Source organism: Coleofasciculaceae cyanobacterium (genome assembly GCA_036703275.1).
GTDB lineage: Bacteria > Cyanobacteriota > Cyanobacteriia > Cyanobacteriales > Xenococcaceae > Waterburya.
Window position 1 is genome coordinate 134388 of the sequence record DATNPK010000108.1, and the last position, 26471, is coordinate 160858.

Annotated in this window: 26 protein-coding genes; 16 read left to right on the top strand and 10 right to left on the bottom strand. The window is 39.7% G+C overall.

All coding sequences use genetic code 11. From position 1 onward, the window contains the following. Positions 1-404 precede the first annotated feature (404 nt). The 5 genes from V6C71_24315 (at position 405) to V6C71_24335 (ending at position 5560) form a co-directional block, all read left to right on the top strand. On the top strand, positions 405-692 hold the full coding sequence (locus tag V6C71_24315) for a hypothetical protein (GenBank protein HEY9771580.1): 288 nt from the start codon (positions 405-407) through the stop codon (positions 690-692). Between the two features lie 40 nt (positions 693-732). Next, positions 733-1608, top strand: coding sequence for a class I SAM-dependent methyltransferase (locus V6C71_24320; protein HEY9771581.1), 876 nt, complete (start codon positions 733-735; stop codon positions 1606-1608). A gap of 46 nt (positions 1609-1654) precedes the next feature. After that, positions 1655-3037 (top strand): ATP-grasp enzyme, encoded by a 1383-nt coding sequence (locus V6C71_24325; protein HEY9771582.1) that lies wholly within the window; start codon positions 1655-1657, stop codon positions 3035-3037. A 62-nt stretch (positions 3038-3099) separates the two neighbouring features. Next, positions 3100-4155 carry a methyltransferase gene (locus V6C71_24330; protein ID HEY9771583.1) on the top strand — a complete coding sequence of 352 codons (1056 nt, stop codon included), beginning with the start codon at positions 3100-3102 and terminating at the stop codon, positions 4153-4155. Positions 4156-4165: 10 nt separating this feature from the next. Further along, positions 4166-5560 (top strand): sodium/proline symporter, encoded by a 1395-nt coding sequence (locus V6C71_24335; GenBank protein ID HEY9771584.1) that lies wholly within the window; start codon positions 4166-4168, stop codon positions 5558-5560. A gap of 36 nt (positions 5561-5596) precedes the next feature. Here the strand turns inward: V6C71_24335 and V6C71_24340 are convergent, their stop codons facing one another. After that, on the bottom strand, positions 5597-6457 hold the full coding sequence (locus tag V6C71_24340; protein ID HEY9771585.1) for a metallophosphoesterase: 861 nt from the start codon (positions 6455-6457) through the stop codon (positions 5597-5599). Positions 6458-6622: 165 nt separating this feature from the next. Here V6C71_24340 and V6C71_24345 point away from each other — a divergent pair, with 165 nt between their 5' ends. Beyond that, complete coding sequence (locus V6C71_24345) at positions 6623-7312, top strand: phosphatase PAP2 family protein (GenBank protein HEY9771586.1); 690 nt, start codon at positions 6623-6625, stop codon at positions 7310-7312. 53 nt (positions 7313-7365) lie between these two features. Here the strand turns inward: V6C71_24345 and V6C71_24350 are convergent, their stop codons facing one another. Next, positions 7366-8604, bottom strand: a complete 1239-nt coding sequence (locus V6C71_24350; GenBank protein ID HEY9771587.1) for a hypothetical protein — start codon at positions 8602-8604, stop codon at positions 7366-7368. 397 nt (positions 8605-9001) lie between these two features. On the opposite strand from V6C71_24350, the gene V6C71_24355 reads away from it, so the two are divergent. Further along, the gene (locus V6C71_24355) at positions 9002-10348 is read left to right on the top strand and encodes an FAD-dependent monooxygenase (GenBank protein ID HEY9771588.1); all 1347 of its coding nucleotides are present in this window, start codon (positions 9002-9004) and stop codon (positions 10346-10348) included. A 69-nt stretch (positions 10349-10417) separates the two neighbouring features. On the opposite strand, the gene ilvD is transcribed toward V6C71_24355, so the two are convergent. The 6 genes from ilvD to V6C71_24385 form a co-directional block, all read right to left on the bottom strand. Beyond that, complete coding sequence (ilvD, locus tag V6C71_24360) at positions 10418-12106, bottom strand: dihydroxy-acid dehydratase (GenBank protein ID HEY9771589.1); 1689 nt, start codon at positions 12104-12106, stop codon at positions 10418-10420. A gap of 474 nt (positions 12107-12580) precedes the next feature. Next, on the bottom strand, positions 12581-13063 hold the full coding sequence (locus V6C71_24365) for an orange carotenoid protein N-terminal domain-containing protein (GenBank protein HEY9771590.1): 483 nt from the start codon (positions 13061-13063) through the stop codon (positions 12581-12583). 166 nt (positions 13064-13229) lie between these two features. Next, positions 13230-13619 carry a hypothetical protein gene (locus V6C71_24370; protein HEY9771591.1) on the bottom strand — a complete coding sequence of 130 codons (390 nt, stop codon included), beginning with the start codon at positions 13617-13619 and terminating at the stop codon, positions 13230-13232. Positions 13620-14069: 450 nt separating this feature from the next. Next, positions 14070-14927, bottom strand: coding sequence for a hypothetical protein (locus V6C71_24375; GenBank protein ID HEY9771592.1), 858 nt, complete (start codon positions 14925-14927; stop codon positions 14070-14072). A gap of 216 nt (positions 14928-15143) precedes the next feature. Beyond that, positions 15144-15317, bottom strand: a complete 174-nt coding sequence (locus V6C71_24380; GenBank protein ID HEY9771593.1) for a hypothetical protein — start codon at positions 15315-15317, stop codon at positions 15144-15146. A 175-nt stretch (positions 15318-15492) separates the two neighbouring features. Continuing rightward, the gene (locus tag V6C71_24385; GenBank protein ID HEY9771594.1) at positions 15493-15984 is read right to left on the bottom strand and encodes a hypothetical protein; all 492 of its coding nucleotides are present in this window, start codon (positions 15982-15984) and stop codon (positions 15493-15495) included. A gap of 399 nt (positions 15985-16383) precedes the next feature. Here V6C71_24385 and V6C71_24390 point away from each other — a divergent pair, with 399 nt between their 5' ends. The 5 genes from V6C71_24390 (at position 16384) to V6C71_24410 (ending at position 20052) form a co-directional block, all read left to right on the top strand. After that, a complete protein-coding gene (locus V6C71_24390) occupies positions 16384-16953 on the top strand; it encodes a DUF3611 family protein (protein ID HEY9771595.1) in 570 nt (189 codons plus the stop codon). A gap of 110 nt (positions 16954-17063) precedes the next feature. After that, a complete protein-coding gene (locus V6C71_24395; GenBank protein ID HEY9771596.1) occupies positions 17064-17234 on the top strand; it encodes a ssl1498 family light-harvesting-like protein in 171 nt (56 codons plus the stop codon). Positions 17235-17474: 240 nt separating this feature from the next. Further along, positions 17475-17723 carry a hypothetical protein gene (locus V6C71_24400; GenBank protein HEY9771597.1) on the top strand — a complete coding sequence of 83 codons (249 nt, stop codon included), beginning with the start codon at positions 17475-17477 and terminating at the stop codon, positions 17721-17723. 118 nt (positions 17724-17841) lie between these two features. After that, complete coding sequence (ispG, locus tag V6C71_24405; GenBank protein HEY9771598.1) at positions 17842-19059, top strand: (E)-4-hydroxy-3-methylbut-2-enyl-diphosphate synthase; 1218 nt, start codon at positions 17842-17844, stop codon at positions 19057-19059. Between the two features lie 120 nt (positions 19060-19179). Continuing rightward, positions 19180-20052: a cysteine peptidase family C39 domain-containing protein gene (locus V6C71_24410; GenBank protein HEY9771599.1), complete on the top strand. Its 873-nt coding sequence runs from the start codon at positions 19180-19182 to the stop codon at positions 20050-20052. 12 nt (positions 20053-20064) lie between these two features. On the opposite strand, the gene thrB is transcribed toward V6C71_24410, so the two are convergent. Continuing rightward, positions 20065-20976, bottom strand: a complete 912-nt coding sequence (gene thrB / locus V6C71_24415) for a homoserine kinase (protein HEY9771600.1) — start codon at positions 20974-20976, stop codon at positions 20065-20067. Between the two features lie 110 nt (positions 20977-21086). On the opposite strand from thrB, the gene V6C71_24420 reads away from it, so the two are divergent. Then, entirely contained in the window at positions 21087-22190 is a 1104-nt protein-coding gene (locus tag V6C71_24420) for an LptF/LptG family permease (protein HEY9771601.1), read from the top strand. Positions 22191-22529: 339 nt separating this feature from the next. After that, positions 22530-22955 carry a DUF29 family protein gene (locus V6C71_24425; GenBank protein ID HEY9771602.1) on the top strand — a complete coding sequence of 142 codons (426 nt, stop codon included), beginning with the start codon at positions 22530-22532 and terminating at the stop codon, positions 22953-22955. Positions 22956-23069: 114 nt separating this feature from the next. On the opposite strand, the gene V6C71_24430 is transcribed toward V6C71_24425, so the two are convergent. Beyond that, positions 23070-24608, bottom strand: coding sequence for a reverse transcriptase domain-containing protein (locus tag V6C71_24430; protein HEY9771603.1), 1539 nt, complete (start codon positions 24606-24608; stop codon positions 23070-23072). 672 nt (positions 24609-25280) lie between these two features. Between V6C71_24430 and V6C71_24435 the strand changes: the two genes are divergently transcribed. Both V6C71_24435 and V6C71_24440 read left to right on the top strand, forming a co-directional pair. Continuing rightward, positions 25281-25991 (top strand): transposase, encoded by a 711-nt coding sequence (locus tag V6C71_24435; GenBank protein ID HEY9771604.1) that lies wholly within the window; start codon positions 25281-25283, stop codon positions 25989-25991. A gap of 39 nt (positions 25992-26030) precedes the next feature. Continuing rightward, positions 26031-26357, top strand: coding sequence for a transposase (locus V6C71_24440; protein ID HEY9771605.1), 327 nt, complete (start codon positions 26031-26033; stop codon positions 26355-26357). The last annotated feature ends 114 nt before the right edge of the window (positions 26358-26471 follow it).

Below are 26471 nucleotides of genomic sequence, written 5' to 3' on the forward strand. Positions count from 1 at the left end.
CAAATTTCTTACTTATGACTATTTATAGATACTCATAAGTAAGAATTGTGTTAAACATATTATGTGGGTAGGATCGGGTAAGTTAGTTTATAGCTATCCAAAAAAAAACTTACCAATTAAAACGTTGGTTTAGAGTTTAACCTTGCCATCTTATCTATTACTTAAAAAAATTAAACTTACTGAATTTGAACTGCAAGCAATAAATATAAAGGTACACTTAACAATAAAGCTAAGCTACTGTCCTCAGTAACTGGAACTAATTTAGAGCGGCCAATATATTTGCTAGCTAGAGCTAAAAATTAGCTCTGGATGTTTGTGTTGTTCAGAAATAAATAGGCAGTTCATTAATTAATATGCGAATCATTTTTCGTAGATATTTTAATTGTATTTAGGCAAATCAAAGAATGAGCCAAATTGAAGCAAAATTCGTAGCTACCGACACCACATTTAGAGTAAAGGGTTACGAAAAGATTGAATACGAGCTTTTATTTAAAGAAGGTGTATTTAATCCCCAAACTAGAGATGAGCTGCTGAAAGCAGCAGTATATAAGCTAATGGGGACTTGCTACTTGGTCAACGATTCAGACCAAGAAGCAAGTGCCAAGGCATTGGCAAAACATAGGCGGATTTGTGCCGAGTATCCCGATGCAGAATTAAGAACGCAAGTATGCATAATAAATAATGACAAGTAAATCAGAACCAGAATTATTAGTAGGGAGCATTTAATTTATCGTGGTAAGCACAGCAAATACGTCCGACATCAACGCTAGGAACAATTCCCAGCAACACGAACCAAAAAAAACCGCCAGACCAGTAACTCCATTGGGTATTCTCGTCCAGCAGCTAGAACATATTTCCAACGCAGCTAAAACCGAATCAGTTTCGCCTGAATTTAAATTATCTTTGGACAAAGCATATCACTTAGCTGCGGGTCTTGACCCCTATCTCGAAGCCTGCACTACTTCTGAATCAGAGGCTCTAGCTAACTTGACGGCTAAAACACAAAAAGAAGACTGGGGTAAGCATTTCGACGACGGAGCAACAGTACGCGCCTTAGAACAAGAAATGCTCTCAGGGCATATTGAAGGACAACTGCTAAAAATGCTGGTGTCGATTAGTAAATCTAAGCGTGTTTTAGAAGTGGGAATGTTTACAGGCTATTCGGCTTTGGCGATCGCTGAAGCTTTGCCCGATGACGGTTATCTGATCGCTTGTGAGGTAGATGAATATGTCTCTCAATTTGCGCTCGACTGCTTTGCTGCTTCTGCTCACGGTAAAAAAATTGAGGTCAAAGTTGCTCCTGCGATCAAAACCATGCAGCAATTACTAGAAGCTGGCGAATCTTTTGATTTAGCGTTTATTGATGCCGATAAAGGAGGGTATATCGATTATCTTAATCTCTTGTTAGATACCGATTTATTAGCTCCCGATGGCTTTATCTGTGTAGATAACACGCTGATGCAGGGACAACCTTATCTACCAGAAAATCAGCGTCAGGAAAATGGTCAGGCGATCGCCCGTTTTAACCGTTTTGTAGCCGACGATCCTCGTGTCGAACAGGTTTTAATTCCGATCCGCGACGGTTTAACCATCATTAAACGCAAGTAATTTTCACAGGGACGTTTGCGAGAACGTTCATCCTAATATTTAAAACATGGCACAAAGATTATTTATTTCCCGTAGTGGTTCGGCAATTGCTAAAAATTTAGGTACTCTAATTTTGTTATTGCTACTGCTTCCATTTAACCTGGGAATGATCGTAGCGTCTTTAATTGGCAGCGTCATTTCTGGTAAAGGTATTTCGCGATCGCCTTTAGAGACGCCAGGCGATCGCGCCCTCAATCCAGTAGAACCCAAGAAAATTCTAATTACTGGAGCGAAGATGACCAAAGCTTTGCAGCTAGCCAGATCTTTTCATCGAGATGGGCATGACGTATATTTAGTTGAAACACATAAGTATTGGCTATCGGGTCATCGTTTTTCCCGTGCTGTAAAAGGCTTTTATACCGTACCCGTACCCGAAAAAGAACCAGAAGCTTACTGTCAAGCTTTGATTGATATAGCCAAGCAACAAAACATCGATCTCTTTATTCCCGTATCTAGCCCCATTGCTAGTTATTATGATTCCTTAGCGAAAAAGGCTTTAGAACCCTATTGTGAATCAATTCATTTAGATCCAGGAGAAACGGCAATTCTCGACGATAAACACGCCTTTTGCTCTAAAGCAAGAGAATTAGGCTTGTCTGCACCTAAAGTATTTCGCATTAGCGATCCGCAACAAATATTAGATTTTGATTTTGAGCGTGACGGCAGCAAATATATAGTTAAAAGTATTCCCTACGATTCGGTATTGCGGTTAGATTTAACCAGATTACCCTTTCTGGGGATGGAAGAATATGTGCGTAACTTACCTATCAGCCCCGAAAAACCTTGGGTAATGCAGGAATTTATTCGCGGACAAGAATATTGCTTCCATGCCACAGCACGTAACGGCAAAATTAGACTACACTGTTGTTCCAAGTCTTCGCCTTTCCAGGTTAACTATGAACAGGTTAATAATCCCGCCATTTATCAGTGGGTAGAAACCTTGGTGCAGAAAATGAATCTAACAGGACAAATTTGTTTTGACATGATTCAAGTCGAAGACGGAACGGTATACCCCATTGAATGTAATCCCCGTCTCCATTCGGCTATTACTATGTTTCACGATCATCCAGGAGTAGCAAATGCCTATCTAACCGATGGTGAACCAGGAGAAGCACCTATTACTCCTTTGCCCGATAGCAAACCAACTTACTGGACGTATCACGAACTTTGGAGATTACTAAGTATTCGCTCTTTAAAAGAACTGAATGCCTGGTGGCAAAAGATGAGTCAAGGAACTGACGCTATTTTAAGCCCAGATGATCCTTTACCCTTTTTGATGCTCCATAATTGGCAAATTCCTTTGCTGCTACTCGATAATCTACGTCGTCTCAAAGGCTGGGTCAAAATAGATTTTAATATCGGCAAATTAGTCGAAATCGGCGGTGACTAGTAGCGGAAAAGCATTACCTTTTTCCTACTACTACAATACAAAATTAATTATTCAATCAAACAATGGTCTCAACTAGCGCAAATCCGAATACAGAAGCTAAAAAAAGAGCTTTCAATTTAATGTTGACCTTTGTTAAAAGTCAATGTGTTTATGTGGCAACCCGCTTGGGCATCTTCGATCTATTGAACGATCGCGGAGAACAAACGGTAGAAAGTTTAGCTCAAGCAACTAATACTGATACCGAACGACTCTATTTTATTCTGCGTGCATTGGCTCATGTGGAAGTATTAGCCGAAAAAGCAGGACGAGTATTTGCCCCAACCGAAACCTCTACTTTACTAGTCACCAATCAAGAACCATCCGCAGGACATTTGTTAATGCACCTGATCGAACCCGCGCAATGGGATGCCTGGAAAGTATTACCAGAAGCTTTGGCTAAAGGAGTAGTTCCTTTTGAACTAGCCAACAATCAAGGTGTTTATCAATATTGCTACGATAACAAGTGGAGTAAAAACACTTTTGTCAAAGCGATGAGTTTTTTGACCAACTCTCAGGTAGAAGGATTACTCGATGCCTATGATTTTGGTCAGTATGAAACCGTAATGGATGTCGGCGGTGGACAAGGTGGTTTAATTGCCAATATTGTTAAGCGTTATGGCTGCAAGGGAATTTTGTTTGATGTGCCAGATGTGGCAGAAACCGCCAGAGAATATATCAGTAGTTTGGGTGTCGATCCAAATGCTATAGAGATTAAAACGGGAGATGTTTTTCAGTCAGTGCCAACAGGGGCGAAGGCGATCGTCATGAAGCACTTTATCTCCGCCTGGAGTGATGAAGATGCGATGAAAATTCTCGCCAATTGCAAAGCAGCACTTCCTGATGATGGCAAACTGATTTTATTACAGTCTTTTGTCCCCGATCTCGACGAACCAAAAACCGCAGCCGATGGTATTATGCCTGGTATCTTTGCGGTACAAATTAATGTAGCAACTGCTGGTGGTGGCTGGCGGACCAAAAAACAGTTTCAGGAATTGTTTGAAAAAAGCGGCTTTAAACTAGAACGAATTATCAAAACCGATAATAGCCTATCGGGAATGGAATTCAGCATATTAACTTGAAATAATAATCATGTCGATCGCTCTGTCTTTCATTTTCTTTTTGATCTTATTTACCGTAGTCGGGATTTATGCTGCAACGCAACAACAGGATACGACTACCGATTATTTGTTAGCAGGAAGAAAGGTTAACCCTTGGGCGATCGCTTTATCTGCTTTGTCTACTGGGCAAAGCGGATTTTTATTTACTGGGCAAGTGGGATATTCCTATACGCAAGGTTTATCATCGATTTGGTTGGCAATTGGCTGGGCGATCGGTGATTATTTGGCTTGGCTATTAGTATTTAAAAAATTACGTCTAGTTTCAGAAGCTTCAGATTCGGAAACTGTACCTGCATTTTTGGCACAAAAACAACCAGGTTATCGTTGGATTACGGTTATTGCCGCACTGATTACGATTTTATTTCTGGGTGCTTATGCTGCTGCACAACTGCTAGCAGGAAGCAAAGCACTCAACAGCCTGTTTGGTTGGGATTATGCCTGGGGCAATGTTATTGGGGCAGTTGTTGTCGTAATTTACTGCTTTTCCGGGGGAATTAGGGCATCAATTTGGACAGATTCAGTCCAAACCATCGTGATGATTGGTGCATTGTTGATGTTGCTGGGAGTAACGCTCTCGGTTGGTGGTGGAGTTGGTGACATATATAATAATTTAAGCGAGATAGATACCAACTTAGTAAGCTTGTTTCCCTCAAATTTAGCCTGGGGATTCTTCCCGTTTTTGCTCGGCTGGTTAGCGGCGGGATTTGGTGCTGTAGGGCAGCCTCATATTGTAGTGCGGGCAATGGCAATTGATTCGGCAGATAATATGGGAAAAGCGCGAGATATTAGAACTATTGGCGGTTTTATTACAGCTTTTAGCGCGATATTTATCGGGTTAGCAGCTAGAGTATTATTACCCGACTTAAACGATCCAGAATTAGCACTATTGAACTTATCACAAAATCTCTTACCAGGAATTTTGGTTGGAGTAATCTTGGCTGGCTTGTTCGCAGCGACGATTTCTACGGCGGATTCTCAGATTTTATCTTGCTCTGCGGCTCTGACTCAAGACTTATTTCCTGGGTTAGCTAAGTCGTATCGATTCGCCAAAATCGGTACTTTAATCGTCACCGCAATTGTCTTGGTAATTGCTTTAGCTAATAACGATAGTGTGTTTAGCTTGATTACCTTTGCCTGGTCAATTTTAGCTTCTGGTTTGGGAGTTTTACTAATTTTGCGGTGCTTTGAAAAACCTGTCTCTACTCCTGTTGCGATCGCCATTATGCTATCGGGAATTGCCGTTTCTCTGTTTTGGAAATTAAGTTTACAGTTATCAGATGCGGTATATGAAGTTTTTCCAGGTATGGCTGCGGGATTGATAGTTTACTTAATCGCTTGTTTGTTGATAAGACCAAAAAAAGTTTAGGTTTTCTTAGCGATTCGCTTCTATTTTGGCGATCGCTTATTCAAACGCAATAGTACCGCGATCGAATACTTTCCCATTCTGACCAATGCCTTGAATTTCTAGCCGTTTTGGATAAACATCAATGGTAGCAAAGCTCAATTTTGCTGCTGAATGAGCAGTCCAATCAGAACTTCCTACTGGACGGGTTTTTGCTCCCGCACCACAGGTTAAGTAAGTCGTTCCTTCAATTGATTCGGTACGTTCGTAATTATGATCGTGACCATTAAGATAAAACTGAACTCCATAACGAGCAAACAGCGGTGAAAGCTTGGCAATTAGTTCGGGACTACTGCCGTGAACTCCTGAAGAATATAGCGGGTGATGTCCAAAAACGATTTTCCAAGTGGCGGTGGATTTGGCTAGGTTTTTTTCTAGCCAGTCAAGCTGTGCTGACCAGTCAGCATTAAAATTAGTATCGAGAGCAAAAAACTGCACGATACTTTGAGTAAAAGTATAGTAGCGTCCCTGCATATTAAATGCTGAATAGTTAATCTGATCGATACCATTGTTGGTTTGCACGTCATGATTGCCCAAAACCGCATAGAAAGGTACTTCTTGTTTTCTCAGGAAACGATAGGGTCGTCCGAATGTCGCTCCAACCCTTTCAATCTCGCCATTCTCATAAATATTATCCCCAGTCATGAGAACTAGCTTATAGGAATGCTGTAGATAATAGTCGTTCATCACATCAGCGATCGCTAATTGTCCTTCATTTCCTGTCCCCACATCTCCCAAAGCAACAAAGCCAAACAAGGGCAAATCATTAGAAGTAGCTGCCTGAATTGACCAATAGTGATTACCTAAAGCTAATCCGAGTCCGCTTATTCCTCCCCAATACAACAATTTACGACGTTTCAATAGTTTAATTTCTCCTCTTTGACAATTTGAAAATCAATTGATATACTTCGGTTTCTTTGGCTGTTATGCTATATCTACTAAAAATCACTATAGATATTTAAATTGATTAGAATTAGTCAAACATAAAGTAAGTAATATAGCGATAATGTTTGACAATGTTTTATTATGCAAACTTTTTTACAAAAACTAGTTAAATTTTGGCGCAGCCATATTCATCTTAGAATTACTTCTCTAATCGCTACGGTAGGGACAGTAGGAATAGTTAGCTGCTTATTAATCATCTATGTGGTTGCTCAAATTTCTGATGAAGTTTTAGAGCAAGAAGCTTTTGCTTTCGATCGCGTAATTCTGCTGTGGGTTCACTCCTTTGCTAATCCAACTCTTGATCGCATAATGCAGCTCATCACTCGCCTCAACGATCCAGATGTGGTTAGTATAATTGCTGGCTTTGCCCTAATACTGTTGCTTTGGAAACGTTGTTATCCAGAAGCCAAAATATTTGTTATTAACTGTGCCGGAGGTGTAATTCTAAGTTATGGACTGAAGTCTATATTTGGTAAAACCCGTCCCGATCTGTGGCAATCAGCCATTAAAGAAGTTTCTTTTAGCTATCCCAGTGGTCATGCTTTAGGTTCAATAGTGTTATACGGATTTTTAGCTTATCTTTTTGCAACTCGATTTCCTCAATTCTCCTGGCTTATTTATTTGCTGGCAGTTACTTTTATAGGTGCAATTGGTCTAAGTCGTTTATATTTAGGAGTACATTGGCCGACTGATATCGTTGGTGGTTATGGCATTGGCTTTTTGTGGCTGACATTCTGTATCACGATGTTGAAGTTACAGAAGCTAGAGTAGACGGCTACACAGTTTGCTACCATATTCTTTTAAGCTCGACGCCTTATTTAGCTTTATTTAAACGATGTCTTGATTTTTTTGCCAATATTTAGCAGATTACCACCAAAAAGATGGCGATCGAGACGTTTGATTTGCCCCGAGAAATCTTGTTCGTGATATCTTCTAGAAATCTTAATAATACCATCAACTAAATCATCACGACCAAGCTGAGATAAAGGTTGAATTAGCTCAAGATAGCAGTTTTCTCCATAAGCATCGCTGAGATAACAATTTTCAACTAATAATTCGTAAGAAACATCTTTTTCAACAAAGGTATCTACTCGATCTAACAATCCTAATGCCAGTAATGCAGTCTTGGTTTTGAGGCACTTATAACACTTTCCGCAGTTATAGTTACCTTGACTGTAGCTGCTTTTTTCGTTGCATACCCTAAGATTTTTTAAAGCTACATCCCATTTGGCTATCAATTTAATTTTTTCTAGCCTAGACAAAGCAGCATTTTCATGACGAATTTGCAGCCCAAAATTGCTATATAAACCGTCTAATAGAGGATGAGAACCCCAAGGCTCTAAACTGGCATAATCATAAGTAGAGGCAATTGAAGCGATAGTTAATCTGGGTGCAAAAGCATGAGCAATCGCCGCTAAAAACGAGCCAAGATACTCAAGTCGCCAAAAACTAAAGTTGGGATCTAAATCTCTAAAATGAGCATAAGCGTTTGTAGAAACCTGAATCAAATTTATACCTGCATCATCAGCGATCGCCGAAACAGCATTGATTACATTTTTAAAATTAGGATCGGATTCGTTTTCGCCTTGCAGAATTCCGTACACTAAAATTCCGTCTTTAATATGACGCGGATGTTCGGCAGAGAAATTAAGCCGATTATCTTGCAGCATTGCTAAAGCATCAATGCCTCCGGAAAAGAATGCACCTGCACGCGGTTGATTTTTGGGAAATAACACCGTCGATTGGATCGCTGCTTCGATGGGAATTACTTTGCGGTCGCCTCCATGCCAATTTATCAGACATTTCATCGCGCTATATAAGCCATCTTTAATTTCGGGACAGATTGGCGCATCTATGGCGATTCGTTCTTCTCCGTAGCGCATGGCAGGAAGTGCGCTGGCCAGTAAAAAAGAGTTGGGATTTGGGAAAAGATCATCTTGAAATTTAGCAGTAGTTTCAAAATAAACATCTTGGCACTTGCGATCGCAATTTTCCCAAATAAGCCTTGCAGTTATCCTGGCTCGATCTGCTACAATCTCTTTTCTGAAATTTTCTATTTTCACAAATTGTATGTTTTTCAGCGAATACTTATGTTTAACCTTGTGTCATCTTCCAAAGCCAGCTTTTCTATTTCAGATCGCATCGTTTGAAGAATATAAAAATAGTAGTCCTATATAGTTTAAAACTTAATAAGAACCGTGTGACCAGAAAGTGTCAATCAACTTACAAACTTTACCAAAAATTGTTGATTATGAATTATAAATGAAGTAATTTTATGTAGTTATTCAGTAATCTTAGGCTACACTATAAGTCATATAGTTAGATGCTTAATTTATATTATTAAAATTAAAAGTAAGAATCTGATCTGTTTACGGCTTACTTTTTTTCATTGCTTGCATTATCTCCAAATACTTCTGCAAGATAAAGATAAGCACAATACTGGTCGGAGGATAAAGTTGGGTGAGACAGATAAATAAAAATTTACTTAAAAGTAGAGGCGATCGCGCGATTATCATTGGTGGCAGTATTGCTGGATTACTAAGTGCCAAAGTATTGTCAGATTATTTCGAGCAGGTAATTATAATCGATCGCGATAAGCTACCCGAAACTCCTCAGGCGCGTCGTGGTGTGCCTCAATCAGTGCAGCCTCATGTTTTGTTTACCAAAGGCTATCGGATCTTAGCCGAGTTTTTTCCTGGTATTGAAGAACAGTTAGACAATAACGGAGCTTTAAGTATCGATTGGGCAAGGGAGTTTAAGCATTTTGTTGAGGAACAATGGGGAATAGAGGCAAAAGAAGCTTCCGATATTGTTTCTGTTACCTGTAGTCGCTATCTTTTGGAGTGGACAATTCGCCAAGAGTTACTCAAGCTGTCTGGAATTAAAATTTTGGAGCAAAGCAAGGTAGCAGGTTTGATTTACGATGCCCAAACAAATCAGGTAAGAGGAGTCAAGCTAGATTCAACCCAAAAAACCGAGCTAATAGCCGATCTAATAATAGATGCTAGCGGTAGAAGCTCTCAAGCTGCTCAATGGTTAGAACAAATTGGTCAAACTGCTGCACCTGAAACCGTAGTGAATCCTTTTTTGGGTTATGCTACTCGCCGTTACAAATTACCAGATAATCGCTCGCCAGACTGGAAGGTATTATTAATCTCTCAGTCTCCGCCCAAAAATACTCGTTTGGGATATTTAGCCAGAATCGAAAACAGTGAGTTGATTGCCACGCTGGGCGGTTATGGCAAGGACTTTCCCCCTTTAGACGATCGCGGATTTCGAGAATTCGCTCAAAGCCTAGCACAGCCTGATTTTTATCAGGCGATCGCCGATGCCATCCCCACATCACCTATTTATGCTCATCGGGCAACAGCAAACCGAATGAGAAACTACCACAAAGTTAAACTACCAACTGGCTTTATTGCTTTGGGAGATGCAGTATGTGCCTTGTGTCCCGTATATGGACAAGGAATGACCGTAAGTGCTTTAGGGGCAAAAACTCTACAGGTTTGGTTAGATAAATCTTCCAGAGGCAAACTAGATAATAATCGCTTCCAGAAACAACTAGCCAAAAACAACTCTTTTCACTGGATGTTAGCTACTAGCCAAGATTCCCGCTTTCCTACTACAGTAGGCAGTAAAAGCAAAAGCGGAACAGTAGATAAATTGATGACGGGCTACATGAATAAGCTGGTTAGTAAATCTGCGTCTGAACCTAATTTACAGCTGATGTTTTTAGAAGTTGCTCATTTATTGCGATCGCCTTTATATCTCTATCATCCTGCTGTTATCTGGCAAGTTTTGACTTAAAAAAAACTAGCAAATTGATGCTTGCAGCGTTTGTGTAAGGGCAAATCGCCCTTACATTAAACTACAGATTCAACTATGCAAATTTAAGTCTGTTACTGCACCCAAACTACTAGAAGAAACTAGTTTGGCATATTTACCCAAAACACCTCTGGGATATTTAGTCTGGCGTTGCTTCCATTGGCTATAGCGTTGAGCTAATTCTGCTTCATCAACATTGAGCTGCAACAATTTTTGGCGAGCATCAATAGTAATACTATCTCCTTCATGAACTAAAGCAATTGTTCCGCCTACGGCAGCTTCGGGGGCAACATGACCGACAACCATGCCGTAAGTCCCGCCAGAGAAACGACCATCGGTAATCAAGCCTACAGAATCCCCTAGTCCAGCACCAATAATAGCGGAGGTGGGAGCTAGCATTTCTCGCATTCCTGGGCCACCTTTAGGACCTTCGTAACGGATTACAATTACATCACCAGCTTTGATTGTGCCGTCTAAGATTGCCGATAGACATTGTTCCTCTGATTCAAATACTCTAGCAGGACCGGTAATTACAGGGTTTTTTACGCCACTGATTTTAGCTACCGAGCCTTCACTAGCCAAATTACCTTTAAGAATTGCCAAGTGTCCTTCTTGGTATACAGGATTATCCCACTGACGAATCACATCCTGATCTGTAGGAGGATTTTCAGGAATATCTGCCAAAACTTCGGCAATGGTTTTACCAGTGACGGTTAAAGCATCTCCATGCAATAAGTCATGTGCCAGCAGCATCTTCATTACTTGAGGAATACCACCCGCATTATGCAAATCTACAGTCACATATCGCCCAGATGGCTTGAGGTTGCAGATTACAGGGACTCGCTTACGAATAGTTTCAAAATCGTCTAAAGTCAGTTCAACCCCGATAGTATTAGCGATCGCCAACAGATGCAAAACAGAGTTGGTCGATCCGCCTACGGCCATAATCACCGCAATGGCATTCTCAAAGGCTTTACGAGTTAGAATTTGACTGGGTAATATTTGTTGTTTAATCGCTTCTACCAGAGCAAAAGCAGACTTTTCAGTACTTTCGGCTTTCTCTTCGTCTTCTGCCGCCATCGTGGAAGAATAAGGTAAGCTGATTCCCATGACTTCAAATGCCGAGGACATGGTATTAGCGGTAAACATTCCGCCACATGAACCCGCACCAGGACAAGCTTTATGCTCGATCGCGTCTAACTCAGCTAGATCGATTTTACCCGCGCTAAATTTTCCTACCGCTTCAAAGGCACTGACGACGGTTAAATCTTCGCCGTTGTGTTTCCCTGGCTTAATTGTGCCACCGTAGACAAAAATAGCGGGAATATTCATTCTGGCGATCGCCAGGACTGCCCCAGGCATATTTTTGTCGCAACCACCAATAGCCAGCACCGCATCCATACTTTGTCCGTTGCAGGCGGTTTCAATCGAGTCGGCAATTACATCACGGGATACCAGGGAGTACTTCATTCCTTCTGTACCCATCGAGATCCCATCACTAATGGTAATTGTGCCGAACATTTGAGGCATCGCCCCTGCGTCTTTTAATGCCGTTTCTGCTCGTAAGGCTAAAGTATTGATTCCCATGTTGCAGGGAGTAATGGTACTATATCCGTTAGCCAAACCGACAATAGGCTTATTAAAATCATTGTCGCCAAAACCCACTGCCCGTAACATAGCACGATTGGGCGATCGCTGGTGACCTTGGGTTACTTCTTTGCTTCTTCGATTGTCAGACATTAAATTACATCTCCTATGGAATGGCAATCACCTTTAAGCAGCTATAAGCTTTAAGCTGTAAGCTATAAGCTAAGTAAGACCGAATTTTAAGTCATTTAACCTAAAGCCTCAACCCAAAGACTATCAGCCTCGGTTGAAAATCTATCTAAACGTACCTTACCTAAATTTTTGCTTTGCTGGCGATCGAATTTACCAATTCTTGTTATAGATAGAAGCTATTGACATCAAGATTGCACTAGGTTGAGAGTCAGCCGGTTTTAAGATAACTGTTTGGAGTACTGGGATTAGAAATTAAAGAGCAGTTTATATTTGATTATTGAAATTTGATGCTTTCTTTTGAGAAAACTGAAAAAACTTGGATTTTCTAATTTAGAACCAGCGTCAAGCAAGCTTTTGTGGGAAAATTCAACCAAAAAAATGGACATCCGCAGCTAAAACGAACATCCACTGAATTAGTAGTTATCAAAAATAAACCTATATGTCTGCGCCAGATTTTGGTTCTGCACCAGCTTCAACTACTGCATCTCTAAGAAAAGTAATTTGCTGGTTAAATTCCATTGACTCAACTTGCGATAGCAACTCAGTCACACCACCACTTGGTTGATAGTTGTCAGGCATAGGAATAATTGTTCCAGCTTCCATTCCCTGCGCCAAACGATACCAGAAATATAGCTTACTGTTTTCGCTGAAAGAACCATACTCACGAGAAATTAAACTATCTTGCGATTCAACAATTTTGCGTTGCACATCTAATTGCTCTTCGTGAGATAATTCTTTTACCTGGTTAAACAATCCTTCTACGATTTCATCTGCTGCTGCTCCTGGTGCTGCGGGAGTTACAGATGTTCCCATTTTGGTATAAACATACCAAAGCAAAGCTAGTTTTTCATCTGTTGATAGGTTACCGTAAGCAGTAAGCGCGCTCGATACATTTTGCTCTGAAGTGCCTGTAGCCATATTATTTTTCAATCTCCAATTTGTTTTTTTAAGCTTTCTATTGTCAAAGCCGTTAGTTACCAAACTATTGATTTTTGGAATGACAGGAAACTATAACAAGATAGATAACCATCCGAGTGAGCCTTGGACTAAAGATAGATATTTAAGATCTTTATGGCTAATTTTGCTAAGCATTGATTACTCGCTCATATTTTTTATGAATCCATAATTTCCCTTTTTGGGTAATAATTTTACTTTGCTGAAACCACTTTAGTTCTTCTATAACAATGCCGATCTCTATGTTTAGTTTTTGAGCAATTTCTCGGTCGGACAAGCCTTCTACATGGGATTTAATTAAGTCCATTATCGAATTTACTTGATTGACAAAATTTCTAATTGCCGAAATTCTAATTGTAGTGTCATCTAATTCGCAACTTTTGGCCGCTATTTCTACCACGCTCCAGCCACTACGATAATATTCAAGTATACTTACACCACTTTTGATAATATTTTCTCGATCTTTTTTGGCTAAAAGTGCTGCTTTTTTAGCCCGATTACTTTCTGAGGTTATTTCCATAACGAAACAACTAGTAATAATTAGTATTAGACGATATAAATAACTCCAGTTATAACCTTGTCTTGGTTATTTTGGTATAAGTTTTTAATTTACAATGAGCATTTGCTCTCAAACAATTATTGATTATTTCTGAAACTAAATCCATGCTCAATAAGTTAATTTCTTAAAATGTTTGTATCATATACAACTTATCGAGCAAATATGTTTTAACTGTGACAAACGTTTAACGATTTAGCGATCGCTATGTATCATTGAATTAGCTCTACAGATAAAAATTTAGAAGTCGCAGAGTATAGTTGTCTACTGATGTCCATACCCAATACAAAAGCTAAGCCACTAACAATGCCAATTGCAACTGTTTGAGATTCCGAATCTATCTTGGTACTTTTGGGTCTTTATCTTTGCACCTCTGCGCTTCTGCTCAAAATCCTACCTTAAATCAGCAACAGTTTACTTTGCTGCACTTGGAATAGCCGAGGGATAAACTCGATCGACAACCAAAACAGGTCTGTTGCTATATTCGGCTTCTATTTCTTGCTGCACATCCAAATCCCAAGTGAGATCGTAGTCTCGTTCTAAATCGGCGACTACAAAAGAGCGTAATTCACCAGTTACCGCCACAGCTTCATCTTCGCTTACCGTTTCGCTGGGATTGGTTACTAATACCAAAAGATCGTTTGCTCCGAATAATTCGTCTTCATCGAGAGTAAAAGTGTTTGCACCATAAATTTCTTCTACTTCTCCTGTAACAGCAAGAGTCTGTCCATAATACTGAGTGGGATTTTTGGTAATTTCCCCAGGATCGGGTGCGGGAGCTAATGTTTCTGCGATGATAGCGGGCCGGTCCGTATAATCTACATAGAGGTCAGGATCTAAATCTAAGTCGTAAGCTGATTCTATATCAGCCGAGACAAATCTAGTTACTTCTCCAGTTACCTGTACTTCGGTACCACCTTCAGGAAGTACAAAAGGTTCACCACTAGCATTAACTACTACAATATCTTCTCCCCCAAAGAATTCCTCGTCACTTACGGTGAAGGTAGATGGTTCAATTGTTTTTAAAGCATCGCTTCTGATAGTTACGGTTTGACCGATCAGATCTTCTGGATTTTCGCTTAGCTCCTCTGTCGTAACATTTTCTTCTGCCTCAGTTTGAGCGAGTGTATCATCTTCTACCGCACCATTAGAATCTGTTCGATCGCTAGCATCAACTCCTGTGTTAGCGTTTGCTTTAGTATCGCCAACAGCTAAAGATACTGTTAACAAAAGTAAAAATGCTGATTTGGTAAATAGTTTATTGAAATTCATGTTCTTACCTATTTTATTTTGGATAATTACCAATAACGTTTTTAACTTAAATCTTTGGTTAACCTTGGTAATTAATAATTTAAGTTAGTTCAAGACTAGATAATTTGCTGTTTTAAATACATCTATCTGTAGAAATAAATTAAAAATTGATTAAAAATTTTTTCGATTTATATACATATAAACAAAGTTAAATAAAGTGGCAAATCATCCCTGAAATTAGTTTTGTTCAGAAACATTCTGAGGAGTAAATAGCTGTGATTCGTAGTCTTCTTCTATCTCTATTTCAGGCGGTGCAATTACTCTAAAAAACATTCGGCTCAAGGCATAAGCTACAAAAACACTAGCGATCGCTAAAATAAATGCAATGATTAGATTACTAGGGCGTTTCATGATTGTTGTTCATAAAATTTGAGAGTCAAAAATATTAATCAAACGATCAAAGGGGATTAGCAATTAGTAGTAAAAGCGATCTCCTATATAGTAAACCTAAAACCTACTGCTATTTAGTCGGCATAAACACTACCGCCTGATTCGATGTCCTGAACATATCGTCTTTGGACATAGATTACTTTTGCATATTATCCATCTCCATTTCTGAGTCCATGTTTTCCATTTGTTGGGTAGACATAGAGTCATCTTCTTCAATTCTAACCACACCGATATTACGCTCTCCAGCTTCGTCGAGGGCTACTTCCAAAACTCCATCTTCGTTCACCATTGGCTCAGTCGTCACAAAACCATCATCCTGACGTGCGGCTCTAATGACTACAGGTACAGGTAATCCTTGCAGTGTATGCTCCTCACCCCCCCCAAGAGTTTGGTTTTCGGTAAAGCCAATCGCTTGATAATCGATAGCTGCATTAGTATTGTTTTTAACAATGACATTGATAGTTCCTTCAGCTTCAGGAATAGTAGTTACTGGTTCGCCATCGTAACCTTCATCAATACTGTCATAAGCACCTGATTCTGGTTCTACATTATCATTACCTTGTTCCATTTCCAGATCGCCTTGAGACGTATCTTCGTGCATATCTGCCTTTGCTTCCACAGTTGTCAAAACTGGTAGTCCGAGCGACAAAGTAACTAGGAAAAGTTTGATTAACTTAGATTTTAAAGGATGTAGCTTGGCAAATTTATTGCTTATTATTTTTACTCTTATTTTATATTCATTTCTGAACCTATACTAATAACCGTCTACCAATAACTTATCTATCATAAGTTATTCTTTTTAGATGATTAACTTCAGAAAATATTGCTCTTTATCTCTTTATCTAAACATATATAAAGAGACAACATTCTTCATTTAAAACTTTTGGTAGAGTCGAAAAAAAGTCAATATCCAATAACCTAAGATCAAACAGCTAATCCAAAAACATTTAAGGTGTATTCGTCATATAATCGTTCGCGAGCTGATGACACCTAAATATTAGTATTTAAAACTTAAGAAATAGTTACAATGCAAAATCAATTAAACAATCCTTCCATACCTCCAAAAAATAAGTTTGCCAATGTTTTTCGCCTTTTTGCGCGAATTAGCTATTGGATTCATTTAATTTTGGGTGCTACTTCGGGAATAATTTTGGGACTAATTGTTTTTAGCCGTAGATTAGGCGAGTCTACTAATAATTCGGCGATCCAACTTAGTATTATTTTTACAGTTGCTAGCTTAATTGTCCTAGCTTTTAGAATCTTTTGGGCTTGGCGCTATAGTCGGATAGCGAGGCAATTGCAGACCACTAATTCTGCTATGGAACTAAATAGAGCAGAAATAATTAAAGTTTTGCGTGTTGGTCTATCGGTCAGCTTATTAGGCTTAATCTTAGCCTTTATCGCTTCTGAGACGACGGTAGTGACGATAATAGCAGAGGCAATATCTCAACCACAAGGATCGAGGTTATATGAACCAGAACAGGCGATTCAAACAGCTGATTTATTTTTGGATTTTGTCAATGTAACTATCTTGGGCGCACACGCTCTAGGAGCGATTAATTCATTGGGGTTACTCAACTGGATCACTAGAGAATAGATGTTTGTTGGTAAATATTAAATAAAGCTTAAATATGTCAAGTTTAGTTAATATTTAGTTACATACTTTGCTAACATAGTTTACATAAGTTAACAAAAAAGTAAAAATTTATGACTACTATCTCTGACGAAAACGGCATTATCAACAACTTCGCCAAAGAACCAACGATGTATTATGCAGAAGCTCCTTCTTCTCAAGACCAACGTAGCTATTTGCTTTGGGGTGCGCTCGCCTCAGTATTAGTTGTAGTCTCAGTATTCACTGCTGTTGTAGTCAGCTAGATTTTAGTTTTCAGCACAACTTCATTTTGTTTAATACCTCGGTTAGTTCCGAGGTTTTTTTATAGACATTTTGAGATCGACACAGAAAATCTTACTGAGGCTTTTTTCTTAGATAAGATAAAAAATAATTAAGCGATTTTGCAGCTCTTGTATAGCCTGCTTGTCTTAGCAGTGAAGCTAATTATGCAAAGATTTAGCTTAGGTGATCCAATTGAATAAATTAAGATTTTTTACTTAAAAATGCTTCCTGCACCAGATCAATACCTATCTTCCGAAGAATCAGCAGATGTCGAGGCTGCTTTACTTTCCTCAAGCGAAAAATTTCTGACTCGCTTAACTATATCGTCCCAAAGACTGCTGCAAGTGATTGCTAGGGACAATCAAGTGGCGATTGAAGAACTAACCCATCGACAAATCATTGAGTGGTTTGAAAATGATAGTAAGGTCAAACGGGAACAGGGAAACGACGCAGGTACTCTAAAGTGGTAGTGGGGAGAGATTTTATATTTAAACTAAATAAGTCATTAAACCAGTCATAACCCCTAAGCTTTACAATAAAACGTAAATTAAATACAAAATTTTTGTTCTGAGCAATAGAGCAGTCGTTATGCAAACTCTGGATAATCCTAACCTTACTAATTCAACAGCCTTTGATACCACCATCCATAGACGGAAAACACGGGCGGTAAAAGTTGGCAATATCACTATTGGCGGTGGAAATCCAGTGGTGGTGCAGTCGATGATCAACGAAGATACATTAGATATTGATGGCTCGGTGGCAGCAATCCGCCGATTACACGAGATTGGCTGCGAAATTGTGCGGGTAACAGTTCCTAGTATGGCTCATGCCAAAGCTTTAGCTGAAATCAAGCAAAAGCTGGCGCAAACATACCAAACAGTTCCTTTGGTCGCCGATGTTCACCATAACGGCATGAAAATTGCCTTAGAGGTTGCCAAGCACGTCGATAAGGTGCGAGTTAATCCAGGGTTATATGTGTTTGAAAAACCCAAAGGCGATCGCACTGAATATACTCCCGCCGAATTTGCCGAAATTGGCAATAAAATCCGTGAAACTTTAGAACCACTGATTGTTTCATTACGCGATCGCGGTAAGGCGATCCGGATTGGGGTTAATCATGGGTCTCTTTCGGAAAGGATGCTGTTTACTTACGGTGATACACCCGAAGGAATGGTAGAGTCGGCATTGGAGTTTATCAAAATTTGTGAATCTCTAGACTTTTACAACATAGTGCTTTCTCTCAAGGCTTCTCGCGTCCCCGTAATGTTGGCAGCCTATCGCTTAATGGTGCAGAGAATGAACGAGTTAGGCATGGAATACCCTTTACATCTGGGTGTTACCGAAGCTGGAGACGGAGAATATGGAAGAATTAAATCTACTGCGGGTATTGGTACTCTTTTAGCCCAAGGTATCGGCGATACAATTCGTGTTTCTTTAACCGAGTCTCCTGAAAAAGAAATTCCTGTTTGTTATAGTATTCTGCAAGCATTGGGACTGCGGAAGACTATGGTGGAGTATGTTGCCTGTCCTTCTTGTGGACGTACTTTGTTCAACCTTGAAGAAGTGCTGCATAAGGTTCGTGAAGCAACAAAACATCTAACGGGTTTAGACATTGCCGTGATGGGCTGTATTGTTAATGGCCCTGGAGAAATGGCAGATGCCGACTATGGTTATGTGGGCAAACAACCAGGCTATATATCTCTGTATCGTGGTCGAGAAGAAATTAAGAAAGTACCTGAAGAACAAGGTGTTGAAGAATTAATCAATCTAATTAAGGCTGATGATCGCTGGGTAGAACCAGAATAGAAAAGTCACAAGTCAAAGTCACAAGTCAGGAGTTTTAAATCACCGACATTACTGATTTATTTTTCCATACTAGAACTAGAGAATTTAACCAGGGTCAATTTACAAGCCTTTTAGTTATTTATGATCAGTTTAGTTTTAGTATGTACCTTAACTTTTACGGCGGGCTGTATCTTTGGTAAAAAGCTGGCTGCAAAGGGAATTACCTCTGACAATGCGTTAAATAATTATCAAAAACCTTTGGTGTGGTTGTTAATAGCGATCGCACCTTTTTTGAGTATTTTAATTATCTTAGATAAGTTTCATCTTGCCCCCCTGCTACCAAAAATCTTGCCGCCGCTATTTTTAATTTACTTAGCGGGTTACTTTAATGAAATTATTGTCTGGTTGGGCTGTTTCTTTCTGGGCTTATTAATATTTTTAGAGCTATCGGGTAAGCGTTATCGACAGCGGATCGTCCAGCTACTAGTGGCTATAGGGGCAATTTCATGCGCCCTTAGCATCCTGCTTTGTTTTCTCCAGCCAGTACAGGCTTTAGTTGCCCAACCAAAAATCAGCAATGGGATTGTTATGCAAACCACTCCCTATACCTGCGCCCCCGCTAGTATTGCTACTCTCGCTCACTATACTAAAAAACATCCTCACTTAACTGAACAAGAGGTAGTAAGACTAACTAAAACCAATCACTTCGGCACAACTACCCTATCAGAAATTAGAGCGATGAAACAGCTAGATCTTAACCCCCAATATCGCCACAACTTAACTATTGATGATTTAATTGCCGCAAATAAACCCGCTTTGATGCACGTCAAAGAAAAAAGAAAAAAAGGCAAGGGAGTAAGGTTTTCTCATGCAGTTGCCTATTTAGCGATCGCTCCTGCCAAAGAGTTAATTTTAATTGGCAATCCACTGTATGGGATGCAGATTAAAACTTTTAATGACCTTGAAGAGTATTGGTTTGGTGAAGCAATATTGATTGGAGAAGTTAAGCAGTAAATTTTAGACTATCTAAATAACTTTTGCCCCTACCGTATCTATAGCAAGCGATCGCACCATCGCATTTATACCGATACCTGCCCAGGTTTGGGCCATTGACTTTACCACTCGATCTACGTGATCGGGATTAGTTAATGCCAATAAAGTAGGCCCTGCACCACTAATCACCATGCCATAAGCACCTGCTTCCATTGCAGCTTGCCGAATTTGTTGATAGCCAGTAATTAGCTTTTGACGGTAAGGTTGGTGTAGGCGATCGTTCAAAGCTGTTTTGAGCCATTCACCATTGTTAGTTTCTAAGGCTCTCAATAATAAACCCAGACGAGAAATATTAAAAATAGCATCACTACGGCTATATTCGGTGGGCAATACTGAACGTGCTTCTCGAGTAGATAGTTCAAAATTAGGAATTGCCACTACGGGAATGATATCCTGATGCCAGGGAATAGAGCAAATCTGCCACTTACCCGCATCTTCTACCGACAGCAGGCAGTTACCCAATAAAGCAGGAACAACATTATCGGGATGACCTTCAATGGCGATCGCCATGGCGATAATTTCCGATTGACTCAGAGGATTTCCCGCCAGATTATTTGCTCCTAATAAACCACCAATAATAGCTGTTGCTGAACTACCCAACCCACGCGACAAAGGAACACCCAGCTCGATCGTAATCTCTAGATTTGGCGGAGTTTGTCCAATCCGCTGATATAACTGAAGTAAAGAGCGATAGATTAAATTATTTTCCCCTATACTTACCTTGCCAGCCTCTTCCCCTAAAACGGTAATTTTTAACTTAGTATCACTATTAACTACGGCAAATTGGAACTCATTCGCCAGCGTCAAGGCTGCGCCAAGACAATCGAAACCAACACCTAAATTAGCTGTGGTGGCGGGAACACTAACGGTAACCTTGTTCATCATAAATGTTCAATATAATTTACTGATTATAAATTAGAATTATTCCCTGGCTAAATTCCAGCTAAATGAAATTTAATTACACGAGAATCAAACGTAATTGCCAAATATCATTAATGGATCGCTACATAGTTCGGCAATTAAGCCTATTATTCCTATTTAGCACCAGCTTGCTATCCTCATTAGGAGTAGCCATTGGCACAGTCTCCGATTTAGCCTATAAAATTACTGAATACCAGCTACCTATCCCCGTCGCCGTACTTATTTTCTGCTATAAGATACCAGAGTATGCTGCTTATGCCTTACCTATTTCCATCTTGTTAACTGGTTTAATTATTTATGGTCGTTTAAATAGCGATCGCGAATTAACCGCATTATTTAGTTTTGGCATTAGCTTCTATCGAATTGTCTTACCGGCTTTGATATTTAGTTTAGTAGTAACGGGAATCACTTTTCTACTCAATGAATTAATTGTTCCTGCTGCCAATTATCAGGCAAATTTGCTGCAAAATCCTTTTATTGCCGAAACTGAACTGAACCTGCAAAAGCAAGACATTTTCTATGCTGAATATGAATTAATGGGTAATAATACAGCTAAAAAGCTCAAGCATATTTATTTTGCCGAACAATACGATCGGCAAAGATTACTCAAAGTAACGATTATTGATTTTCGTAGCGATCGCGTCTGGCAAATTATTACAGCGCGATCGGCACAATGGAATCAGCAGCAGCAAGTCTGGGATTTAGTAGCAGGAGAAATTAAGCGATTTAATCGTCGTGCAAAAGAAAACATCTCAGAAGAATTTACGACTAAACAATTACCATTCCCCAAAACTATCTTCGAGATTGTTAATAAAGAACGTAGCCCTGAAGATATGAACATCCATCAGGCTAAAGAATATCTCAATTTAATTAAAGATAGCGGCAACCCAACAGATATAGGTAAATTTGCGGTACGGATTCAACAAAAATACGCCTTTCCCTTTATTTGCGTGGTGTTTGCCTTAGTTGGTTCGGCTTTAGGTGCGAAGTATTCACAAATTAACCGTTCCAAAAGCTTTGGTCTATGTGTAGGAATTGTCTTTACTTATTATTGCTTAGGTTTTGCGATCGGCTCACTAGGAATTACAGGTGTAATCTCACCTTTTTGGGCAGCATGGTTGCCTAATCTTATTGGTCTGATTGTGGGTGTTTACTTACTGGCGACAGCAAATAATTGAATAGGTATAAGTTAAATTGGCGTTGGTGAATCGGGGTATGATTTTTGAGATTTGAAAATCTTAATTGAATTTAAGAAGCTAATAGCCCTTCGGGTTCAGCACTTCTTGAAACAGTTTCTCTAACGGGGGTTCCCCCCGCAACGAAAGTGCTTCACTACGAGCCGAAACATTTGGTACGTCATACGTTAAATCACCAACGCCGTTAAATTGATGATGATTTATTTTGCAAGCAGAGTTTAACAAGATGATAAAAGTTCAAACTGCGATCGCCTATTAGTACTGTTAAAGGTAAGAGAATTTTTGCATAATTAATTAAATCAGCAATTTATAAGACCAGCGATGGAAGAACTAATTAAGCTGCGACAAAGCATAACAGTAGGAAATTACAACGAAGCTTTGAAAATTATTGATGAATTAGAAGAAATGTCTGTTGAAGACAAGCTGAATAAAATTTACAGCTACATGGTTATCTTGTTGCTGCATTTAATTAAACAACAAGCAGAAAAAAAAACTACTAGATCGTGGAAAAATTCTATTCTCAACTCAGTAGAGCAAATTAATCGGGTTAATCTGAGACGAAAATCTGGTGGATGTTATGCCCCAGATGAAGTTCTGCAAGAAATAATTGATGATGCTTTCCCTCGCGCTTTAAGAGACGCTGCCATGGAAGCTTTTGGAGGGGCGTACGAGGAAGCCGATTTACAAAACATGATTGACATAACCAGCATTAAAGAGAAAGCAATGAATTTGTTGAAAGGAAGATAATTTACCGAAAATAATGGGTCTGGGTAGAGTCGAGGGAGAGTATTACCTCTCGCCCCTCTCTATGAAATCTGGACGTACCCGTTTCCGTGTATCCAGCTTCCGAAAATCTCAGCGTTAGCTTTTGCTCATGTGGATGTAGTGGTGACAACTTCTGTGGATTGCCAAGAGGTTCTTGTATTCCCAGTTGTTGTGGTTACAGTCAATATGATGTAGTTCTACTTTTTCTTCATTAAGAAGTTTTAGTCCACAATGTCCACATGAATGATTTTGTTTCCTGAGTGTTGTCGCTACAATCCCGTCGTACAGTACGCTGTTTCTTTTTGACCAATAGACTAAATCACCGTCAAAGGGAGATTTATCACCTTTGACACTGACGAATTTGTTCTCCGAGAAACTAACTTTGGGGAAGGCTGTTCTAACCATTTTTACTGCTTGATGTCTCCCGATGGTTTTCTGTTTCAAGAACACTTTGCGGGTTCTGTCTTCTAACCCGAATAAGTTAAACCGAGAGCCGTCCATCTTGCAATATCTGTGGTAGTATCTCCATCCTCTGATGATGGGTGCTAGCTTATACACCTTTGTTTCTGCACCATAGTTAGAGTTATTGACGATGTTTTTAACTTTGGAACGAAAAGCTTTGAAGTTTTCCGTTGAAGGGATACTTCTAAATTTTTCGTTATTCTTCTGGACATGAAAGTGCCATCCGAGAAAGTTGAATCCATCTGTCGAGGCTGTCACTTTTGTTTTCTTCTGGCTCACGTTCATTCCTCTGACTGTAAGAAATTCTTCAACTTGGGCAAGTAGTTCTTCAGCACTGTCTTCTGGTTTTAAGACAAAAACCATATCATCCGCATATCTTATACATTTAGAAATTATCTTTCCGTTCTTGATTTTGACTTCCCCTATCTTTTCGATACCATTCAGCGCAATATTAGCGAGTAGTGGTGAAACGACCCCACCTTGAGGTGTTCCTTGTTCGGGAAATTCTGGGTTAATACCTGATTTTAGGCATATTATTAAACCCGTTTTGACAAATTCAGGAGAGATAATTTTGTCTAAGATTGCCTTATGGCTTATACGGTCGAAGCATTTTTCGATGTCTATTTCTAAGACTCGTTTATTAATTCCGTTGACTGAGCTTCTGAGATTGTTGAACAAGACTTTTTGAGCATCATGTGTGCTTCGTCCTGGTCGAAATCCGTAGCTTTTGGCGTGGAAAGTTGCTTCGTGTGCTGGTTCTAGAGCGTATTTGACAAGACACTGCCATGCTCTATCCGCAATAGTTGGGACTTTTAATAGTCTTTTAGAGCCGTCCTTTTTAGGTATGGGTATTTCTCTTAGACCTTGATGTTGCCATGTTTTGTAACTTTTCTTGAGCGTGGTTTCTAAGTCGAAACGTTGCTTGAAGGTTAGTGATTTGACCCCATCAACCCCTGCGGTTTTCTTGCCAGTGTTCAACTGGCTTACTTGCCTGATTGCTAGCATTCTTGCTGCATAAGACGAAAGAACGAGTTTTTGAAGTCTTCTAGCTTTTGCCTTGTCTCCTTCTCTGACTGCTTTGAATATTCTCTTTTGTAGTCGGAATAATACTTTCTGGAGTTTCTTCCAGTCGGTAAATTCCCAATCATCGCTATAACTTGCGCTATGCGTCATAATTCCTATCCTACTTAATTGAACATTTTCTGATTTCCTTTTGGCGCGGAAAGCAAAGCTTTCCCAGTCGTCGCAGACGACGATCAGAGTGCTTCGCACTCTGCACGCCTCATCCTACCCGTAGCTAGGGTTTCCGATACTCGTCTATCCTACTGAGGTTTCGACCCCTCAGACCTAGTGCTACGTTTTTATTCGTTCCAATGGTTAGATTGGCTGATGTTTTAGGGCGGTTCATTTTGCCTGTTACCTTCTCACAGATGCAGCTATTAGGTTTAAGACGCTGCGAGAATGGGCGGTAACGAAGTCCACATTTTGTTATTCAGATTGTGGCTTACGGCTGAGACACTTTCCTAGAACCTATTTACCCTTGACATCTCCCTGTTAACGCCAGTGTGGTTAATCTGTTTTACCTCTGGTTGCGTCCTGCTGCACGCTTTACCCTGTAAGATTCCGAGCCTACTCAGTAGTGCCAGGTAAGGAGTCATCTATCTCTTAGATGGTGGGACTTTAACCCACATCTATCCATTAGTTCAAGCTACATACGGTTTTCTCTCCGTCATCACTTGGAAGCCTCTACCTCTCTAATCTCTAGAGCTTCGCAGCTTCAACGAATCGCACAAGCCTCGCCGTTTAGGGCGACTTTTGATGTAGTATTTATGTTACAATTGCTCTATGAAAACGTATAAATTCAAGTTGTATCAATCTAAGCAAAATAAGCGTATTCCCTGCCAAATCAATGCTAGCGCAAATGTTTATAATCATTGTATTGCTTTGCATCTACCATACTACAAGATGTTTAGAAAGCACTTGAATATGTACAAATTAATGAAGCATATCGCCAAACTGCGTAAGCGGATAAAATACTGGCAACAAGTTGGTAGTCAAGCGGTACAAGAGATTTGTCAGCGAATAGACAAAGCCTACAAGCTTTTTTTCAAGCAGTTTAACAGAGGTACTAGACCGCCTGGTTTTAAAAAGACTAGAAAATACAAATCTTTCACTCTTAAACAATCTGGATATAAGTTTTTATCTGGCAATAAAGTACGCATTGGCAACAGGGTTTATAAGTTTTCAAAAAGCACAGAGATACTTGGGAAGGTTAAGACACTAACTGTTAAAAGAAACAATCTAGGTAAACTATTCATTTTGGTTGTGACGGACTATGTTGGAGAATTAATCGCACCAGTGACGGGTAAAATCGCCGGGTGGGATTTTGGCTTAAAAACATTTTTAACAGGCAGTGACAATACATCTATTAAATCTCCTTTGTTTTTCAATCAGTCTAGGAATAGGCTAAAAGCAGCTAGCAGGAATTTATCTAGTAAAAAGAAAGGCTCTAATGCAGCGCGTACGCGGACGTGCCTCCAGGCACTAATCCTTTAGGGCAGATCGTCGTCTTCGACGACTGCACAGCTTTGCTGTGTGCGGTATAAAGCTAAAGACAATCTCAATCGAGTTTATCAAGACATATCTAACCAGAGAAAAGATTGGTTTTGGAACTTAGCACATAAGTTAACCAATGAATATGATGTGCTGATATTTGAAGACTTAAACCTAGACGGCCTGAAAAAGTTGTGGGGCAAGAAAATTAGCGATTTAAGCTTCGCTAGTTTTCTTGAAATACTTAAAACTGTTGCGCTCAATAAGGGTAAATTGATTCATTTCGTAGATCGTTTTTATCCAAGCTCTAAAACCTGTTCCAATTGTGGATATATCAATCAGGAATTAGTGCGACCCGTTTCAGCCTAACTACAATTGTAGGAACGCTGAGGGTATTCTCTAGAACCTAGAAAATACAATAACTCTAAACTCATGTAGGTTTAATTCCTACCGATGAATGAGACGTTTGAATCCATATCCTAT

Coding starts and splice junctions, on each gene's coding strand:
- V6C71_24315 (HEY9771580.1), top strand. CDS start 405: ATGAGCCAAATTGAAGCAAAATTCGTAGCTACCGACACCACATTTAGA.
- V6C71_24325 (HEY9771582.1), top strand. CDS start 1,655: ATGGCACAAAGATTATTTATTTCCCGTAGTGGTTCGGCAATTGCTAAA.
- V6C71_24330 (HEY9771583.1), top strand. CDS start 3,100: ATGGTCTCAACTAGCGCAAATCCGAATACAGAAGCTAAAAAAAGAGCT.
- V6C71_24335 (HEY9771584.1), top strand. CDS start 4,166: ATGTCGATCGCTCTGTCTTTCATTTTCTTTTTGATCTTATTTACCGTA.
- V6C71_24345 (HEY9771586.1), top strand. CDS start 6,623: ATGCAAACTTTTTTACAAAAACTAGTTAAATTTTGGCGCAGCCATATT.
- ilvD (HEY9771589.1), bottom strand. CDS start 12,106: ATGTCTGACAATCGAAGAAGCAAAGAAGTAACCCAAGGTCACCAGCGA.
- V6C71_24365 (HEY9771590.1), bottom strand. CDS start 13,063: ATGGCTACAGGCACTTCAGAGCAAAATGTATCGAGCGCGCTTACTGCT.
- V6C71_24370 (HEY9771591.1), bottom strand. CDS start 13,619: ATGGAAATAACCTCAGAAAGTAATCGGGCTAAAAAAGCAGCACTTTTA.
- V6C71_24375 (HEY9771592.1), bottom strand. CDS start 14,927: ATGAATTTCAATAAACTATTTACCAAATCAGCATTTTTACTTTTGTTA.
- V6C71_24380 (HEY9771593.1), bottom strand. CDS start 15,317: ATGAAACGCCCTAGTAATCTAATCATTGCATTTATTTTAGCGATCGCT.
- V6C71_24390 (HEY9771595.1), top strand. CDS start 16,384: ATGCAAAATCAATTAAACAATCCTTCCATACCTCCAAAAAATAAGTTT.
- V6C71_24395 (HEY9771596.1), top strand. CDS start 17,064: ATGACTACTATCTCTGACGAAAACGGCATTATCAACAACTTCGCCAAA.
- V6C71_24400 (HEY9771597.1), top strand. CDS start 17,475: ATGCTTCCTGCACCAGATCAATACCTATCTTCCGAAGAATCAGCAGAT.
- ispG (HEY9771598.1), top strand. CDS start 17,842: ATGCAAACTCTGGATAATCCTAACCTTACTAATTCAACAGCCTTTGAT.
- V6C71_24410 (HEY9771599.1), top strand. CDS start 19,180: ATGATCAGTTTAGTTTTAGTATGTACCTTAACTTTTACGGCGGGCTGT.
- thrB (HEY9771600.1), bottom strand. CDS start 20,976: ATGATGAACAAGGTTACCGTTAGTGTTCCCGCCACCACAGCTAATTTA.
- V6C71_24420 (HEY9771601.1), top strand. CDS start 21,087: ATGGATCGCTACATAGTTCGGCAATTAAGCCTATTATTCCTATTTAGC.
- V6C71_24425 (HEY9771602.1), top strand. CDS start 22,530: ATGGAAGAACTAATTAAGCTGCGACAAAGCATAACAGTAGGAAATTAC.
- V6C71_24430 (HEY9771603.1), bottom strand. CDS start 24,608: ATGACGCATAGCGCAAGTTATAGCGATGATTGGGAATTTACCGACTGG.
- V6C71_24435 (HEY9771604.1), top strand. CDS start 25,281: ATGAAAACGTATAAATTCAAGTTGTATCAATCTAAGCAAAATAAGCGT.